Genomic DNA, 16,828 nt, shown 5'->3' on the forward strand with positions numbered 1-16,828 from the left:
ATATCTACTCGGTTCAACTTGCAGGAATGCGGAGCGTTTGGCCCACAAGTATTTTGCTGTTACGCAGGTTATTGTATTGGCTCAGCAAATTGACGTTTACATTGAACCGTTGGGCGATTCCCGAGAGTGTGTCGCCACCGACTATGGTGTACTCCGTCTCCCCGGCGTCACGTAGGTGTGCAAGGAGAGAGCCGGGCGGCGGATGGGCGCGAAACCATTGCACGATACCGCTATGAATCGCTTTAGCCATTCGCTTCCTATAGCTTGGAGAAGCGAGTTTTCTTGCTTCCTCAGGGTTAGATATAAAGCCCGTCTCAACTAATATAGATGGGACGTCGGGAGACTTAAGCACCGCAAACCCTGCCTGTTCAACCTGCTTTTTGTGGAGTCTGGCAAATTGGTTCATCTCGCCAAGGACACTGGCACCGACATTCAAGCTGCTATCGAGAGTCGCGGTCATCGATAAATCTGCCAGGGTCATGGCAAGGGCATCTTCTTTGTCACCGAGGCTAACGCCGCCCAGCAGATCCGCTGCATTCTCTCTCTGAGCCAAATAGCTCGCCGTCGTACTGGTCGCGCCTCTAGTCGACAACGCATAGACCGATGCGCCTCGGGCGCGTTTATCTCTGAAAGCGTCCGCGTGGACCGAAACGAACATATCGGCTTGGCGCTTGCGAGCGAGATCTCGACGACCCTTGAGGCTCACGTAGTAGTCGCCACTGCGAATCAGCGTCGGAGCGAATCCCGCATCAGCCTTAAACAAACTATGCAGCTCTTTTGCGATTTCCAACACCACCTGCTTCTCGCGAAGGCGTCCGGGACCGGACGCTCCCGGGTCCTCACCGCCGTGCCCCGCGTCAATGGCGATAACAATATCGCGGCGATCGTTACTGCGAGCGCTCTTTTTCACTGCGGGTGCTGCGACTTCAGTCTCGAGATCATAAAGGTCAATAACCAGACGATCATCGGCGAGTTCCGAGGCCTTTAGAGCGAAACTTCGGGGCCTCACAGCTTCGCTAAGATCCAGCACGAGACGCAGGTCATCGCCCTCACGAACACCGCTGCGAACACTTGAAATAGGGGTTTTATCCAATTCCAGGGCATCGACCTTCGCCAGCAGCTTCGCATCAATCACGTCCACAACCAGACGTCTCGGGTTGTCCAACTCCAACAAACGATGTTCCGCCGGTCCGGACAAATCCAGCACGAGACGCGTATGGTCAGGCGCCCGCCATAAGCGCAGATCTTTTACATCGACTCCTTTGGCATGGAGCAGCGTCGGCAAGGCCCACAGCACAAGGGCCGCAGCGAACCATGCCCGCGGACGAGACTTTGCTGTCGGTTCACATTTAATTGTGAGCATCTCCCGATTCCACTGATGACTCGAAGCTCTTCCCCAAGACGCTCCGTATGGCAGTCAAACATTCGACACCGATGTCACTGTAGGCATTCACCCAAACATGCCTTCCCTGTCCTTTGACCGCGAGTCTAATCTCCATATCCGCCCGCGGCAAAAACTCTCCTCCACGCTCAGGCCACTCCACTACTACCAATGACTGGCCACCGAAGTAATCCCTAATCCCCATGTACTCCAGCTCTTCCGGATCGCCCAAGCGGTAAAGATCAAAGTGATACAAGGGCTTTTGCAGATCACCATAGGGCTCAACGAGAGTGTAGGTGGGGCTCTTAACTGCCCCGGTGTGCCCCAGCCCCCACGCAATCCCGCGAGTTAGAGTCGTTTTACCCGCGCCAAGTTCACCATAAAGATACAGCGTTGTGCCAAGCGGCAGGTGGCCTGCAAGCGCACGCCCAAAATCGACCACCTCGGCCTCAGTCTCTAAGTAAATCTGCAGGTCCCGAAACAAAGCGCTCATGACTGTAGCAGCTCCGCTATGCAAGGGATCAGGTCCGTAGCCAATAGCGATCGCTCAGAGGATCTAGCCGCCGCTCGATCGCCTGCCTTAGCGTGAACAACAACAGCCAAAGCAGCGGCCTGTGTTGCGGACAGCCCCTGAGCAAGAAATGCCCCCACGACACCGCTCAACACGTCACCCATGCCGCCCGACGCCATCCCCGGATTACCATCGAGGCACAGCGCATGGCGCTTTGGACCAACAACGAGGCTCCCGTTACCCTTCAGCACCACCGTGGCGTCCCAAAAATCCGCAAGCTGCTGTGCCACGCCAAAGCGATCACTCTGTACGGGGCTCCCAGCAGTGTCAGATCCCGAGGACAGTAAACGCGCAGCTTCTCCAGGATGAGGCGTAATCACCGATCCTTTTGGCAAAGACCGCGTTTTGCTCTTTGCCAAAATGTTAAGCGCGTCTGCGTCGACTAAAAGCGGCTTCTGGGCACCCAGACAGGCATGCAGCATTTGCTCACCCCAGACATCCTGACCTAATCCGGGACCTACAATGACTGCATCAGCCCACTCGAGAAGGGGCATCAATGCGTTTCGATGATCAATAGCGCTCACCATCGCCTCGGGCCGCCTAGCCAGCAAAGCAGGGATATGAGCCTCCCGGGTTGCGACCCGCACAAGACCAACGCCCGTTCGCAGTGCCGCCTCTGCGGCCAAGATGATCGCACCGCCCATACCGTGATCACCGCCAATCACCAGACAACGTCCAAAGTGCCCCTTATGGGCCGAAGGTGAAAGAGGAGGCAGGGATTGCAACTCTGCCTTCAGGCTCAATACTTCAAAAACAGGAGCCACAGCGGCAAAGGCCGCCGTCGGGACGTTCAAGTCATCGCAAAAGCACGCTCCGGCATGCTCCTCGCCGGCCCCGGTGTAGAGTCCGCGTTTGGGGGTGATAAAGCTGATGGTCCAGGATGCTCTTACCGCCGCACCGCAAACAGCACCAGTATCACTGTCTATTCCTGAGGGAACATCCAGAGCGAGCACCGGCGCCGCGCTATCGTTAATCAGATCAATAGCGGCCCTATACGTTGGCCGCACCTCACCAGAAATGCCCGTGCCGAGCATCGCGTCAACGATGACACCCTCATCGGTTAGATTATCTGGAACACATGCTTCGAGCTGGATGCCGGCAGACTCGGCGCGAGCAGCAGCGGCTATCGCATCTTCGCTGCGTGGCACACCATCCACGAGAAAAACGCGCGTTTCTATGCCTCGACCCTTGGCAAGTGCAGCCAGCAAGAGGCCGTCTCCGCCGTTATTTCCCGCCCCGCAAAATACTTGCATTGAAGCGGGAGCTGTAGATTCAGCGTATTGCGCAAGAAAAAAATCGAAAGCAGCCCGCGCTGCACGGGCCATTAGCAGAGGGCCGGGTAAGCCATGAACATCAATCGCTTCGCGATCAACGATTCGACTTTGCTCAGCTGTATACAGAAAACGCGGCGCCTGGATACTCATACAGACCACGCCTCTGGCACAATCGTCACTATGGCTTCAAATCTCATAGCGCAATTATACGGTCAGCGTGTCAAAAGGGCTGCAAAGCAATGACGGATATTCTGGCCACTTGCGACGGAGGCGCTCTCGTCGAGACGATTCGTGGCTGGGCCGAGGAACTCGGCTTCTCGCAACTTGGCGTCAGCGACATCGACCTCGCCGATCATGAGGGGCATCTGAAGCGCTGGCTTGAGGCTGGGCACCAAGGTGAGATGCAGTGGATGGGTGACCACGGCACGAAGCGCTCTCGCCCCGAAGAACTGGTTCCCGGCACCTGCCGGGTTCTCTCCCTGCGCATGGACTATCTCGGCGACGGCACCGACCCTATGTCCGTTTTGGAGAACCCGGATAAAGCGTACATCGCGCGCTACACCCTGGGTCGGGACTACCACAAGCTCGTCCGAAAACGACTAGCGCAGCTCGCGAAACGTATCGAGAGCCACCTTGGACAGGGACTATACCGCGCATTCGTGGACAGTGCTCCGGTCCTGGAGCGAGCGCTTGCCGAGCGCGCTGGCCTTGGCTGGATTGCAAAAAACACAATGTTGATCAATCAGGATGCTGGCTCTTGGTTTTTCCTTGGCGAAATTTATACAGACCTTCCCTTAACCGTGGACCCGCCTCAGGACAGCAAACATTGCGGAACTTGCCGGGCCTGCCTGGACATTTGCCCGACGGATGCCTTTGTCGGGCCATTTGAATTGGATGCCCGGCGCTGTATTTCTTATCTGACCATCGAGCACAAAGGCAGCATCGATCCAGAGCTGCGCCCATTGATGGGCAACCGGATCTTCGGCTGTGATGATTGCCAGCTGGTTTGCCCATGGAACAAGTTCGCGCAAGTTACCGCAGAGCCGGACTTCCAACCCCGTCACGGCTTGGACGACGGAGAATTACTTACGCTGTTTGCCTGGGACGAAGCTACCTGGGCTGCAAATACCGAGGGATCGGCATTGCGAAGAATTGGATATGAGCGCTGGTTGAGAAACCTTGCCATCGCTCTTGGGAATGCGCCGAGTACGCCCGACACTGTTGCAGGCCTCCGCCAGCGCGCTGATTACCCATCTGAACTTGTACAGGAACATGTGAGCTGGGCTTTGGAGCAACATGGCGCTCTCTAAGCGACTATGTATAAATGGCCGTGGATAAGCGACTGTGTATAAGCGACTATGCTTAAACAATTAAGTGTTCGTATCGCAGTTCAAAAAATGCTGCTGATAATGGCGCAGTTCATCGATAGAATCTCGAATGTCCTCCAGTGCCAGGTGAACCGCGCGCTTTTGCAAGCCCGCTGCTACGTCTGGCCTCCATCGCTGAGCGAGAACCTTGAGAGTACTCACATCAAGATTCCGATAATGAAAGTAGCGCTCCAGTTCTGGGAGGTGCCGCGCCATGAAACGCCGATCCTGGCAGATGCTGTTACCGCACATGGGTGAAGCGCCCGGTGGCACCCAGGCTTCCAAAAAGTTGATCGTTAAACGGGTCGCCTCGGCCTCATCGATGGAACTTGCTCGCACACGATCACAAAGGCCGGAATTGCCATGATGAGTCGTATTCCATTCGTCCATGGCATCGAGAGCCGCTTCGGGTTGGTGGATGGCAATCACGGGGCCCTCTGCAAGTGTGTTCAAATCACTATCGGTGACAATAGTGGCAATCTCAATCACGCGATCGGCATCGGGATCAAGACCAGTCATTTCCATGTCTACCCAGATGAAATTACGCTCGTCGACCATGTCTATTTCCCTTTCCAAGAGGCGAAGAAGTTTAGCACGCGCTCGACAGTCTCCCGGCTGGCACCAATAATGCAGCCGTGAGTAAACGGAAACTTAATCGCCGCCAGAACTGGCGCATTGAACGCAAGCAGCAAGAGCGTGCTGATCGCGCGGAGCGCGCTGGCGCGCTCGGTGACGAAGCCCTCGCTGGGGGACAACTTGGCACAGAGCAGAAAGGCCGTGTCATCGCCCGCTACGGGACCCAAGCCGACGTAGAGGCTACAGACTGTGAAGTCCATCGCTGCCATCTGCGCATGAACCTGGGATCAGTAGTAGCTGGAGACCAGGTCATTTTCTGCGCGGGTGAAGAAACAGGGGTGGTGGTCGCCCGGGAAGAGCGCACTACAGAGCTTCGGCGTCCTGACAAGTTTGGCAAGCTTCGCAGCGTCGCTGCCAACATAGACCGCGTCATCATCGTCATAGCGCCCTACCCCGAGCCCCACGGAGGCCTGGTAGATCGCTATCTCGTAGCGACCGAAAACCTCGGCGCCGAAGCCGTGATTCTGCTCAATAAAGCAGATCTGCTGGAAGACCCTTACCTCGAGGAGTCCATAGACATACTCTTGGAACCCTATGCTCCGCTGGGTTACACAACGATCCGGGCTCAAGGTAAGTTTGGCGCGATCGACGAGCTCACAAAACTTTTAGCTGGGCACACAAGTATCCTTGTAGGCCAGTCTGGCGTTGGTAAAACCACCCTCGTTAATGCGCTCCTCCCCGACGCGCAGCAGCGCGTATCAGAACTGTCCCCTGACAAGCAAAAGGGACGTCACACCACCACCACAGCGCGCCTATTCGACGTTCCCGGGGGCGGAGCATTAATCGACTCCCCAGGAATTAGGGAGTTTGGCTTGTGGCACATGACGCGTGATGAGGTTGAAGAAGGATTTCGAGAGTTTCGTGATTGTATTGGCCACTGTCGCTTCCGCGACTGCCAACACCAGAGCGAGCCAGGCTGCGCGCTCACCGAGGCGATCGAAACCGGCGCCATCCACCCCGCGCGATTGGATAGCTATCGAAGAATCATCGCGTCGCTGGATCAGCCTCTGCAGGGATAACCGCGGTGCAATCTTCGAGCTGGGAGTCCCGATTGTGCGAACCCACTTATGCCGACAGCTGCTGACCCATTCGCACGGCAGCACCCGCCACACAGTCTTCGTTCCAGGCCGCCACTCCCTTTGGAAACAGCAAAATCACCGTAGAACCAAGCAAAAAACGTCCCATTTCACTGCCGCGATCCAGTAAAACTGGCGATGGCGTTACGGCATGATCCCAGCGCTCAACCTTTCTGCGCTGTGGCGCCACCTGCCCCGCCCATACGGTCTCGATGCCGGCAACAATCATCGCACCCACTAATACCATGGCCATGGGTCCCCGAGGTGTATCGAAGTAGCTGATATGCCGCTCGTTTCGAGCGAAGAGGCCATCGACCCCGGCTGCGGTAGTGCCGTTCACCGAAAACAGATCTCCCGGAACATAGCTGCTGGCTTGCAGTTGGCCGTCCAGAGGCATGTGCACTCGATGATAGTCCTTCGGGGAGAGATAGATCGTCGCGAAGCTGCCACCGGTAAACTGCTCGACGCGAGCCCGGTCTCCAGCAAGCAATGCCTCCAATGAGAAGCTTCGACCTTTAGCCTGCAAAATACGTTGGCCATCAATGTCGCCGATCTCACTAATCGCGCCATCTGCCGGGCAAGCTATGCCGCTGCTGCACAGCGGTCGCACGCCGGGTTTTAAGGCACGAGTAAAAAAGGCATTAAAGCTCTCGTAAGCCTCAGGAAATGGCCTTTCAGCTTCCTCCAGATCGACAGCATAGTGTTTGGCAAACGCGCCGATAACGCGATCTTTTAACCAGCGAGGGCCCTTAGCAGCGGCAAGGCGACCAACGAGTCTGGACAGCGCGTGCTGGGGCAGCAAGCGCTGAAGCAAGATAAAGAGAGTGTCCACGACGAGTTACAAATACTCCACAGCAGTCTACAACGTGTCTACAACCGATTATCAAGTGTCTACACGAGATATAAAACATCCAAGTGCATTAAGTCGTCGAGAGCAACGGGATTTGAGAACCCGGGTTAGAGGTTTTCCTCGGCAAAAGCCGCGAGTCGCGATCTAACGATGCCATTCACATGCATGATTCCGGCGTGATCATACCCTTTACTGCGCTCCACCAGATAGGTAAGACCAGAAGTGAGTGGGGAAATGTACTTGTTGTCGATTTGTGCAAGGTTGCCCAACACCACAATCTTCGAATCTTCCCCAACCCGGCTTATGACTGACTTTAACTGAAACTGTGTTAGACCCTGCGCTTCGTCGATGATGATGTACGCATTATTAAAGGAGCGGCCGCGCATAAAGTTGAGCGACTTAAACTGAATATTGGCTCTCTCCTTTACGTAATCGATGCTACCCGTACAGGACTCGTCGGACCCGTGAAGTATTTCAAGATTGTCGTCGAACGCCGCAAGCCAAGGCGCCATTTTTTCCTCTTCCGTGCCAGGAAGAAAACCGATGTCTTCGGCGATAGGCGGCGTCGAGCGCGCCACAATCAATTTACTGTAACGCCCCTCTTCGAGAATAGCGTGCAAGCCGTAAGCCAGCGCAATGAGGGTTTTTCCCGACCCCGCGGGCCCGGTCATGACCGTCATATCGACTTCGCTGTTACCGATGAGGGACATCGCCATCGCTTGCTCGAGGTTTCTGGGAGACAAGCCCCAGAATTTTCGATTCATCAAGTTGTCCCGACTGTCACAACGCAAATACAGATAATCAGCATCGATCCTGTGCACAAAGGCGAGAAAGTCCTGATCATCATGAAGAAACATATTGGGATAGGCGTCGGTCACAGCGTTTCGTGGCACGCGATGGAGCGTTATGTTGTCTTCCCGGATCGTGTCGACTTCCTCGATCCCCGCCCAAAAATCGCCCTCTATATGCTGATAGCCTTTGCACAGCAGATCGATGTCATCGAGCACGCGATCCCGTCGATAGTCTTCAACATGCAGTAGCCCGGATCCCTTGGCCTTGATGCGCATATTGATGTCTTTGGTAACCAGACACACAAACGCGCCTTCGTTCTCGGCCTGAAGCTTCAGCGCAACATTGATAATCCGATTGTCATTTGCCTGATCCTGCGTCCCATCCAGATAGGGAACGTCACTGTCATCATTGATTAGTTGGTCGGGGAAAATCGCCAGAGTGCCGCGACTACCTTGCGCATCGGCAGACGGGATTCCCACGCCCTCTTGAATAGCTTGAGGCGACGCTGAATCGACAATCTTATCGATCATGTTGATCGCGATACGCGCCTCGCGACTCACCGTTTTATCCCGACGGTCCTTAATGTGATCAAGCTCCTCCAGCACGGTCATGGGTATAACAATGTGGTGCTCGTTGAACGCCGTGACAGCAGTCGGGTCGTGCAAAAGCACGTTGGTATCCAGCACGTAGACTTTTTTGGCCGGTTCGACGAGCGGGGTCAGGTCGTGCACAACGGAGCTAGATTCCATAAGCAATTCCTCAGAACATACGATCGGGAAGATCAGAAATAGCCCTACCAATCGATAGGGCAAGTAGCGAACACAAATCAGAGAAAAACAGTAAAAAACTGGGCAACAGGACTAAACCTGGTAAGGAGAAGTGAGTAAACGAACGAGTGAAATTTGCGAGGAGGACATCTGCTGGAGCGACACTCACTCCTGGCGCTCTGATAGCACCTTCAGTTTCAATGACACCTGAGGCTAAACGCCCGATGCCTTGCTGATCACCTTCTAAGGCTGGAAAGATCGCCGCATCCACCTGAAGCAGGAAACATCTCGATTATTAGCGTTCGTCGTAAACACTGTCAACGGGCTTCTCTCGATTTACCGATATTTTCCGAATTTATCGCAGGCAAAGTCTGCGCGCGCAGAGCGCAAAGGTGTGAAAGCGACTTCGCAAACCGCGACATCACTAAGATTCGCCACCAAGGGCCAGTTAAGGCGCTTACAAACTGACAGTCGCAGGCATTTCCGATAGCATAGCGCCCCTAAATAAGATGTAGGTCAACCACAGTTTTCCGATGTTAGATCGAGATGCCCTTGCCCAGCTAAAAGGGCTGAAAACCCAAATTGAAGCCGAGAAGGAGCGCATCGAGGCAGTGCTTCGAGGCACTCCTGCGCGCTATGGTTTTGCGCGCACGGACGACGGGCGCGAGGTTTTTGTACCGCCCGACGAAATGCTGAAGGCCTTTCCAGGAGATCGCGTTCGCGTTTGCATACGACCGGGCAAAGACAAACGACCTATCGCCGAGATTGAGGGCCTTGTCGAAAGCTCCATCGGCGAGTTCACCGGTCGTTGCGTCAGCAAGGGTAAGGCAATGTTCGTAGAGCCTGACATCGCGGGAGTTAATCGCTGGCTGTTTTTACCGCCCCAAACGCGCAATGGTGTTAAAGCCGGCGATTACCTGCGCTGCGCGCTTCAGCGTCACCCCATCCGAGACGGGAAGCCTCAGGCTAAGGTGCTGGGCACTATCGGCGCCGCGGACGACCCGGGGATTGAAAACGCCTACACCATGGCCAAGTACGGCCTCCAAAGCGAATGGTCCGATAGCGACAAGGAACATCTTGAAAAGTTAGTCGGTGCTATGACGCCGGAAACTGACAGCCATCGAGAAGATTTTTCTAATCTCGCTTTTGTCACGATTGATGCTGCACGCACGCAGGACATTGACGATGCGCTCTACGCTGAGGTCACCAACGACGGCTGGCTTCTTTACGTCGCTATCGCAGACCCCACCGCTTACATCAACGCAGACTCTCCCTTAAGGGCAACCGTTGCTGAGCGAGCTAGCAGTGCCTATTTCCATGGAGCTGTTGTACCCATGCTCCCCGAAAGCATCGCGCAACAGCGCTGTGCCCTCGCCGAGAACGAACTACGACCCGCCTTAGTATGTCGTGTAGCCATCGCCGAAGATGGCAGTGTCGGAGAGTATCGCTTCTTCGAAGCGACAATCCGCTCTCGGGCCAAGCTCTCTTACTTTGCTGTAGACCGCTATCTCGGCGGGCAGGACGAGTCTCTGATTTGTCACGCCACGCCCCTAGAGGCGCTCTATCAGGTATCAAGAGCACTCCGCGGTCGAAGAGAAGCCCAGGAATTGGTCATGGAGGATCGTCAGGAGTTTCGCTGGCTCCTTGATGACCGGGGCCACATTGAGAATATTGAACCCTGCGAAAAACTCAGCTCCCAACGTCTCGTAGAAGAGTGCATGGTTGCGACCAATCGCTGCGCAGCAATGTTCCTCGCAGAGGCAGGGGCCAACGGCCCCTTCGTGGTGCACGATGGCTTTCGCAGGGATCGCTTGAAGGATCGCGCCAAGTTTCTAGAGCTTTATGTGCCTGACTCCGAAAGCCTCGATCCGGACTCCCTGGAGGGGTATCGAGACTTATTGCGTCAGCTCGCCAGCAGTGAGCACGAGCTCCCCCTTCGCAGCATGGTAAATCGCCTGTTGACCCGCGCGCGGCTCTCCAAAAAACCCGGTGCACACATGGGCATGTCTCTGCCCTTGTATACCAATTGCACATCCCCGCTGCGCAAGTACCTGGATTTTCTAGTGCACCTGCAGATCAAGGCAACGCTTCGAGGTGAAACCGGCACCATTTGTGAACAACCTGAGCTCGATTCCCTCAGCCAAAAACTGCAGAAGTTGCGCCAAATCAGTAATGAGGCAGAGCGCTGGTTGACTCTGGAGTATCTTCAGCGTCTAGCAAAGAGCACATCTGGCCCCTGGGCTGCGCAGGTATCTCATATGGGAAACAACGGATTCAGCGTTCGTCTTGATGACAGCGGGCTTGAGGGTTATGTGGATTTGCGTAAGGCTGGCGAAAAATTCCACTTCGACAAGTGGACTGCAACTCTAAAGAGCAAGACCCGTCAATTTAGAGTGAACACGCCCGTGCACGTAACGCTCTTGGGCAGCGATGAAGAGACGGCGCATCTGCCGTTGTTTAAGCTCGACCCCAACTCGGGTCGAAAGCTGGAGGTTGTAGCAAAGCCCAGCGAGGCGACAGACAACTAAGCCATCCATCGCCAGCAGCTGGGTAAATCGAAGCTTAGAAGTGTGCGTTTCCTGGTGTACGCGGAAATGGAATGGCGTCGCGAATGTTTTCCATGCCTGTCACATAGTTGATCAGACGCTCGAAGCCCAAGCCAAAGCCCGAGTGCGGCACCGTTCCATAACGACGTAAATCTCTGTACCACCAAAGCTCCTCGCGGAGCTCTGGGTCCATGCGCGCGTCGAGCACATCCAACCGCTCCTCACGCTGACTACCACCAATAATTTCTCCGATGCCCGGGGCGAGCACATCCATAGCCGCTACCGTTTTCTCGTCGTCATTCAGGCGCATATAGAACGCCTTAATCTCTCTGGGGTAGTTCATAAGTACTACCGGGCGTCCGACGTGCTTCTCACACAGAAAGCGCTCATGCTCACTCGCCAGATCCACGCCCCACTCCACAGGAAACTCAAACTTCTCGCCACTGCCTTGCAGTATCTTGATAGCGTCTCCGTAATCCATGCGCTCGAAGTCCTGATCAACCATGGCGGTGAGCCTCGATAGAACAGTGTTATCAATCCGTTGATTAAAAAACGCGAGATCGTCCTCACACTCATTCAGGACGCGGTTGAAAACATGCTTCAGCAGCAACTCGGCCAGATCTGCGTTCTCTGCCAGATCCGCGAACGCCACTTCTGGTTCAATCATCCAAAATTCCGCGAGGTGACGGCTTGTATTGCTGTTTTCGGCGCGAAAGGTCGGTCCAAAGGTATACACCTTACTCATGGACAAACAGTAAGACTCGACCGCTAACTGACCACTCACCGTGAGAAACGCATCGCCTCCAAAAAAGTCCTGCGCATAGTCGACGCCTCCCTCGGGAGTACGCGGAATGTTGGTCATATCCAGGGTGCTTACGCGGAAAAGTTCTCCGGCTCCTTCGCAGTCGCTGCCGGTAATGATGGGCGTGTTTACCCAGTAAAAGCCGTTGTCGTGAAAGTAGCTGTGCACGGCGTTTGCCAGACTATGCCGCACGCGAGTGATGGCACCGAAAGTGTTGGTACGCGGTCGCAAATGAGCCTGGGTTCTAAGGTACTCAAAGGTATGGCGCTTTTTCGCAATGGGATAGGTCTCGGGTTCGTCGACCCACCCCAGCACGCGAACTTCACTCGCCTGAATTTCCACCTGCTGCCCTTTCCCCTGCGACGGCACCAAGGTCCCGCGGAGCTCTACGGAGCAACCGGTGCCCAACGCGAGAACCTCACTTTCATAGTTCTCTAAATCCGCCGGAACCACTGCCTGAATTGCGTCAAAGGAAGAGCCGTCATGTATCGCCAGAAAAGAAATACCGGCCTTGGAATCTCGCTTGCTACGCAGCCAACCCCGCACAGCGACTTCGCCGCCCGCGGTGGGGTCCGTTCGCAATAGATCCAAAACTCTTGAAAATGCTGTCATCTGGAGCCTCCGCCTCAAAGGCGCGGAGGATAACTAAAGAATCAGCTTACCGCCATGGCGAACCGTGATTCAGAGCGCCGCAGCCTGCTGTTCACGAATGATTTTTAGCTGCACACGGTAGCGTTGTTTCTCTACCTGAAAGGAAGCGCGCTCTATCGCTTGGGAAATAAGACGCTCCGCCTCTTCGTCATTCCCCAGCTCGTGAGCCGCCAGCCCCTGACTATAGATGAGCAGCCCATCATCAGGTTGCATCTTCGTAGCGCGGGCAAAGTGCTCGTAAGCCTGCTCCCAATCCTTCTCTTCCATCGCGACATCACCAAGGCTCGCATGGTAGTAGGGATTCAAACTCCGGTATCGCTCAAGGCGGTCTTCCCAGTAGTGCTGCTCCTTACCGCGGCCCTGCAGCTCGTACAGCACCACCAGGTTATTCATTGCGGATCGATCACTGCCGTCTATCTCCAGGGCGTGAAAGTACGCCTGTTCGGCTTCCGCATACTGCCCTGCGTAGCGATAAATCGCACCAAGGTTCACCCATAACTGAGACAAACCAGGCGCCTCTTCGAGCCCTCGGACCAACTGCTGCCAGGCGATAACCGGACGGTCCACAGCCAGAGCATTCATGGCCCGGTTGTTGTAGTAGAGGGCAAAGCCTTCGGCATCACTCATGAGCCGGGCACCCGCCACTTCATTGCGATTAAGAGGATCGATATCGACCATGTACTCGGTGGTGTCGCGCATCTTGACCTGCACGTTTACGTGGAGCCGTACTGCAACCCTGTCTCCCATACGATGCCACTCGGGCCGTACCTCCATCCACTGATACTGGGCATTAAGCCCAGCCTCGCGAGCCAACGCAGTGAACATATGGGCATAGCTCAGGCAATTTGCGGTACCGCGTTCAAAGGCATCTCGGGCTGTGCCATCAGCAAAGGGGTCATACTGCATAGCCAGGGCACCCTGCCCCTTGATCGCGCGATGCAGAGCCATAAGTTTGTTGTGCGCGTTGTTGGACTCACCGGTGTAGAGTTCGACAAAATCGCGCATCTCCTCGGTGACCATCAAAATCTCAGGATCATCCGCTAACGAACCTTCTTGGTCGTAAGTGTAAATCTGCCCATCCAACTTCAATGGCGGGACATCACGCACATCAAAAGCCCACTTTGGTCCGGTGGCGCAGGCCCCGAGAAACAGTGCAGTGCACGCAAGCAAAATCATGCGCCCGACGGCCGTCACTGCACTGGACGAAAAAACCACGAACTGAAGGGAGGCACGCCGAAGCACTTTAGCGCCCCTCTCGCCCGAACTGGTGCAAGGTGAATTCGTCGATTAAGGCCTCGACGTAGCTTTGGTCGTCCTCACTGAAGCGGTCCGTAGAAGGGCTATCTATGTCTAACACCGCAATCACCTCGCCGTCAGCCCGGATCGGGACGACTAACTCGGAACGTGAGCGGACATCGCAGGCAATATGACCAGGGAAGGCGTGCACATCGTCCACCCGTTGAGTTTCACCAGAAGCCACACAGGTACCGCAAACACCGCGGCCCACCGGAATGCGCACGCAGGCGGGGTTTCCCTGAAAGGGCCCCAAAACCAATTCATCGTCCTTTAGAAAATAAAATCCCAGCCAATTGATGTCCGGCAACAAGGTATTGAGAAACGCAGAGGTATTAGAAGCATTGGCCACCAGGTCATACTCACCCGATAGCAAGCCGGCCAATTGCTGACGGGCCTCGGAAACTGATAGTCGCGGCTCTGTTTTTATTGCCGCGCCAAGCTTAGCGACTTCGTTCATACCTCGAGTATGGTACAACCCAGCCCCGATCGCCAACTCACTTCAGAGACTCCGTAAACCATGCATGATCGTGGTGTTCTATCGCTGCACGGCCAGAAACAGGCATTGAACCCGCAAAGACGCGACTGAGTTAGCCTTTGTCTAACACGGCATGCAGATCGAGGTACTGCTGTGTGAGCTTATGTGACGGCGCAAGATCAATAAGAGGGCGATGTAGGTAATGCGATTCTTTCATTTTTACAGAGCTGTTAAGAAAGGTTGAAACTACCGGATAACCCTCAGCCTCTAGTTCTGCGACCAGTTCCCCCGGTAATCTTGCCTGACTGTTGAACTGGTTGATAACGATACCTTCGACTGCAAGGTCTTCATTATGGTCCTCGCGCAATTCAGCAATGTTGTCCATCAGCGCGTAGAGACTCTGGCGAGCAAAACTGTCGCAATCAAACGGTATCAGGACGCTATTTGCTGCGATCAGTGCCGATTTTGAATAGAAATTAAAGTTTGGTGGCGTATCGATGTAAATCCGATCGTACTCACTCTCAAGCTTTAGCAGAGCGTCTCGTAGCTTGTAGATCTTATAGCGAGCCTCAAGTTCACGCTCAAGTTCGGACAGCAATGGGCTAGATGGCATGAGAAAGAGATTCTCGTAGGGTGTTTCCCACACAAAGGCATCTGGGTTGCGGCTCATACGCCGAGAGCCGACAGTCTGTTTAAAGAGGCCGGACACACCCTGAGCTTCCGCGGGAAACGCCTCAGCATCAATCTCCCCGACCAAATAGTGAGTAGTATTGCCTTGCACATCAAGATCGATAACGAGCGTTTTACGTCCAAGACTGGCATCTATCGCTGCGAGGTTACAGGTGATGCTGGTCTTCCCAACGCCGCCCTTCTGATTGAACACCACTCGCTTCATCACCACTCCCGTTTGAATCCATGATCCGCAAAGGGCAGGCAGTTTAGCCAAGCCCAAGCAGACTGTCAGCCGCCAACGCTAGCTTTTCAAGTCCGCAACAGTCCGTTGACTGAATTGCCTGTGTTATTTTGCGCTCCCTCAAAACTTCTGCTGGAGAGCGCCATGACAAACATCCCTCGGGTACAGCTCCTACTCACCGGAGACGAGTTGATGAGCGGTGACACAGTGGACTCGAACTCAGCCCTGATAGCTCGAGAGCTTTCGGGACTCGGCCTCACTCCCAGCAGACGCGTAACTCTGGGTGACGAACGACAGGCCCTGGCGCAGGAAATGACGACCTTATCAGAGGACGCGGACGTACTTATCGTCAACGGCGGCCTGGGCCCAACTATCGATGATTTAACTGCTGAGGTACTGGCCGAGGTCGCTGATAGTGGCCTGGAGGAGCATCCAGATGCTCTGGATCATCTCGAGCGATGGTGCAAAAAACGCAACCTGGTTTTAAACGCGGCCAATCTCAAGCAAGCCATGCTTCCAAAAGGCTGCACGCTCATCCCCAATCCCGTGGGCAGTGCCGTGGGCTTTTCTCTGGTGGTCAACGGCTGCCTTGTACTGTGTACTCCGGGGGTACCCGGGGAGCTGCGCGCCATGCTACCGGAGATTCTGGAGCGCTTGCGAGAGATCTATGGGATCACTTTGCAAAAAGATGTTTTGCGGCTACAAACCTTTGGCCTCGGAGAGTCCACAGCGCAGCAATTGCTCATGGACGAGCACCCGGACTGGCCCAGCGAAGTGGTACTGAGTTTTCGGGCGGGCGCACCGCAACTGGAGCTAAAGCTCAGCATCACTCGCGCCAAGGATAAGGGTCTCAGAGATACCTGCCGTCAGTGGATGGAATCTTTGTTTGGCGATCACATCATCGGCGAGGGAGACACACGTATTGCCGAGGCTGTCATTGATCTTGCGCGGAAAGCCGGCGTCACGCTGAGCTGCGCTGAGTCCTGCACCGGCGGGATGATCGCCTCCATGCTGACGCAAATTTCCGGTGCTTCCGACGTTTTCCCCGGAGGCTTCGTGACTTACTCAAACGCTCTCAAGCAATCGGTTCTGGGCGTCCCTGCGTCGACCCTGGAATCTGACGGCGCCGTCAGTGAAGCTACGGTCAAAGCCATGGTCGCCGGTGCCCTCGATGCCTCTGGTGCTGACTTGGCGGTAGCTGTATCTGGTATCGCAGGTCCCGGCGGTGGCAGCGAAGAAAAACCCCTAGGCACCGTTTGGCTAGCTTGGGGCGATCGAGAGCGAGTAGAAACGGTTTGTCTGTGTTGGCCCGTGGAGCGCGTGCTGTTTCAAACTATGGTGGCCGCTGCCGCGCTGGATGTACTCCGGCGAAGGCTTGCCGGTATTGACAAGCAATCCAGTTACTTTGATCAGCGACGTCTGCGCTAGAAG

At 55.2% G+C, this 16,828-nt stretch carries 14 protein-coding genes; 4 read left to right on the plus strand and 10 right to left on the minus strand.

Annotation, left to right across the window (positions count from 1 at the left end):
- Positions 1–13: 13 nt before the first annotated feature.
- From R0137_RS16590 to R0137_RS16600, 3 genes are read right to left on the minus strand one after another with little or no spacing between them, the layout of a single operon-like run.
- Entirely contained in the window at positions 14–1,363 is a 1,350-nt protein-coding gene (locus R0137_RS16590) for an N-acetylmuramoyl-L-alanine amidase (protein WP_407327526.1), read from the minus strand.
- On the minus strand, positions 1,350–1,874 hold the full coding sequence (gene tsaE, locus R0137_RS16595) for a tRNA (adenosine(37)-N6)-threonylcarbamoyltransferase complex ATPase subunit type 1 TsaE (protein WP_407327527.1): 525 nt from the start codon (positions 1,872–1,874) through the stop codon (positions 1,350–1,352). Before tsaE ends, R0137_RS16590 begins: the two co-directional genes overlap by 14 nt.
- Complete coding sequence (locus R0137_RS16600) at positions 1,871–3,376, minus strand: NAD(P)H-hydrate dehydratase (RefSeq protein ID WP_407327528.1); 1,506 nt, start codon at positions 3,374–3,376, stop codon at positions 1,871–1,873. Before R0137_RS16600 ends, tsaE begins: the two co-directional genes overlap by 4 nt.
- Positions 3,377–3,465: 89 nt before the next feature.
- On the opposite strand from R0137_RS16600, the gene queG reads away from it, so the two are divergent.
- On the plus strand, positions 3,466–4,536 hold the full coding sequence (gene queG, locus R0137_RS16605; RefSeq protein WP_407327529.1) for a tRNA epoxyqueuosine(34) reductase QueG: 1,071 nt from the start codon (positions 3,466–3,468) through the stop codon (positions 4,534–4,536).
- A 60-nt stretch (positions 4,537–4,596) separates the two neighbouring features.
- Here the strand turns inward: queG and orn are convergent, their stop codons facing one another.
- Entirely contained in the window at positions 4,597–5,151 is a 555-nt protein-coding gene (orn, locus tag R0137_RS16610) for an oligoribonuclease (protein WP_407327530.1), read from the minus strand.
- A 77-nt stretch (positions 5,152–5,228) separates the two neighbouring features.
- Here orn and rsgA point away from each other — a divergent pair, with 77 nt between their 5' ends.
- Positions 5,229–6,248: a small ribosomal subunit biogenesis GTPase RsgA gene (gene rsgA, locus R0137_RS16615; RefSeq protein WP_407327531.1), complete on the plus strand. Its 1,020-nt coding sequence runs from the start codon at positions 5,229–5,231 to the stop codon at positions 6,246–6,248.
- A gap of 46 nt (positions 6,249–6,294) precedes the next feature.
- Here the strand turns inward: rsgA and asd are convergent, their stop codons facing one another.
- Together asd and R0137_RS16625 are read right to left on the minus strand one after the other, a co-directional pair.
- Positions 6,295–7,137, minus strand: a complete 843-nt coding sequence (gene asd, locus R0137_RS16620; protein ID WP_407327532.1) for an archaetidylserine decarboxylase — start codon at positions 7,135–7,137, stop codon at positions 6,295–6,297.
- A 125-nt stretch (positions 7,138–7,262) separates the two neighbouring features.
- Positions 7,263–8,696 carry a PhoH family protein gene (locus R0137_RS16625; RefSeq protein ID WP_407327533.1) on the minus strand — a complete coding sequence of 478 codons (1,434 nt, stop codon included), beginning with the start codon at positions 8,694–8,696 and terminating at the stop codon, positions 7,263–7,265.
- A 551-nt stretch (positions 8,697–9,247) separates the two neighbouring features.
- Here R0137_RS16625 and R0137_RS16630 point away from each other — a divergent pair.
- Positions 9,248–11,242 (plus strand): VacB/RNase II family 3'-5' exoribonuclease, encoded by a 1,995-nt coding sequence (locus R0137_RS16630; protein ID WP_407327534.1) that lies wholly within the window; start codon positions 9,248–9,250, stop codon positions 11,240–11,242.
- 34 nt (positions 11,243–11,276) lie between these two features.
- Here R0137_RS16630 and asnS read toward each other — a convergent pair whose 3' ends face one another.
- The 4 genes from asnS to R0137_RS16650 form a co-directional block, all read right to left on the minus strand.
- On the minus strand, positions 11,277–12,674 hold the full coding sequence (asnS, locus tag R0137_RS16635; protein WP_407327535.1) for an asparagine--tRNA ligase: 1,398 nt from the start codon (positions 12,672–12,674) through the stop codon (positions 11,277–11,279).
- Between the two features lie 69 nt (positions 12,675–12,743).
- Positions 12,744–13,955 (minus strand): transglutaminase domain-containing protein, encoded by a 1,212-nt coding sequence (locus R0137_RS16640; protein ID WP_407327536.1) that lies wholly within the window; start codon positions 13,953–13,955, stop codon positions 12,744–12,746.
- Between the two features lies 1 nt (position 13,956).
- Positions 13,957–14,466 (minus strand): GAF domain-containing protein, encoded by a 510-nt coding sequence (locus R0137_RS16645; RefSeq protein WP_407327537.1) that lies wholly within the window; start codon positions 14,464–14,466, stop codon positions 13,957–13,959.
- 130 nt (positions 14,467–14,596) lie between these two features.
- Complete coding sequence (locus R0137_RS16650; RefSeq protein WP_407327538.1) at positions 14,597–15,379, minus strand: ParA family protein; 783 nt, start codon at positions 15,377–15,379, stop codon at positions 14,597–14,599.
- Positions 15,380–15,541: 162 nt separating this feature from the next.
- On the opposite strand from R0137_RS16650, the gene R0137_RS16655 reads away from it, so the two are divergent.
- The gene (locus R0137_RS16655) at positions 15,542–16,825 is read left to right on the plus strand and encodes a CinA family nicotinamide mononucleotide deamidase-related protein (protein ID WP_407327539.1); all 1,284 of its coding nucleotides are present in this window, start codon (positions 15,542–15,544) and stop codon (positions 16,823–16,825) included.
- The last annotated feature ends 3 nt before the right edge of the window (positions 16,826–16,828 follow it).

Origin of the sequence: Congregibacter brevis, from assembly GCF_045689245.1 — a bacterium.
GTDB lineage: Bacteria > Pseudomonadota > Gammaproteobacteria > Pseudomonadales > Halieaceae > Congregibacter > Congregibacter brevis.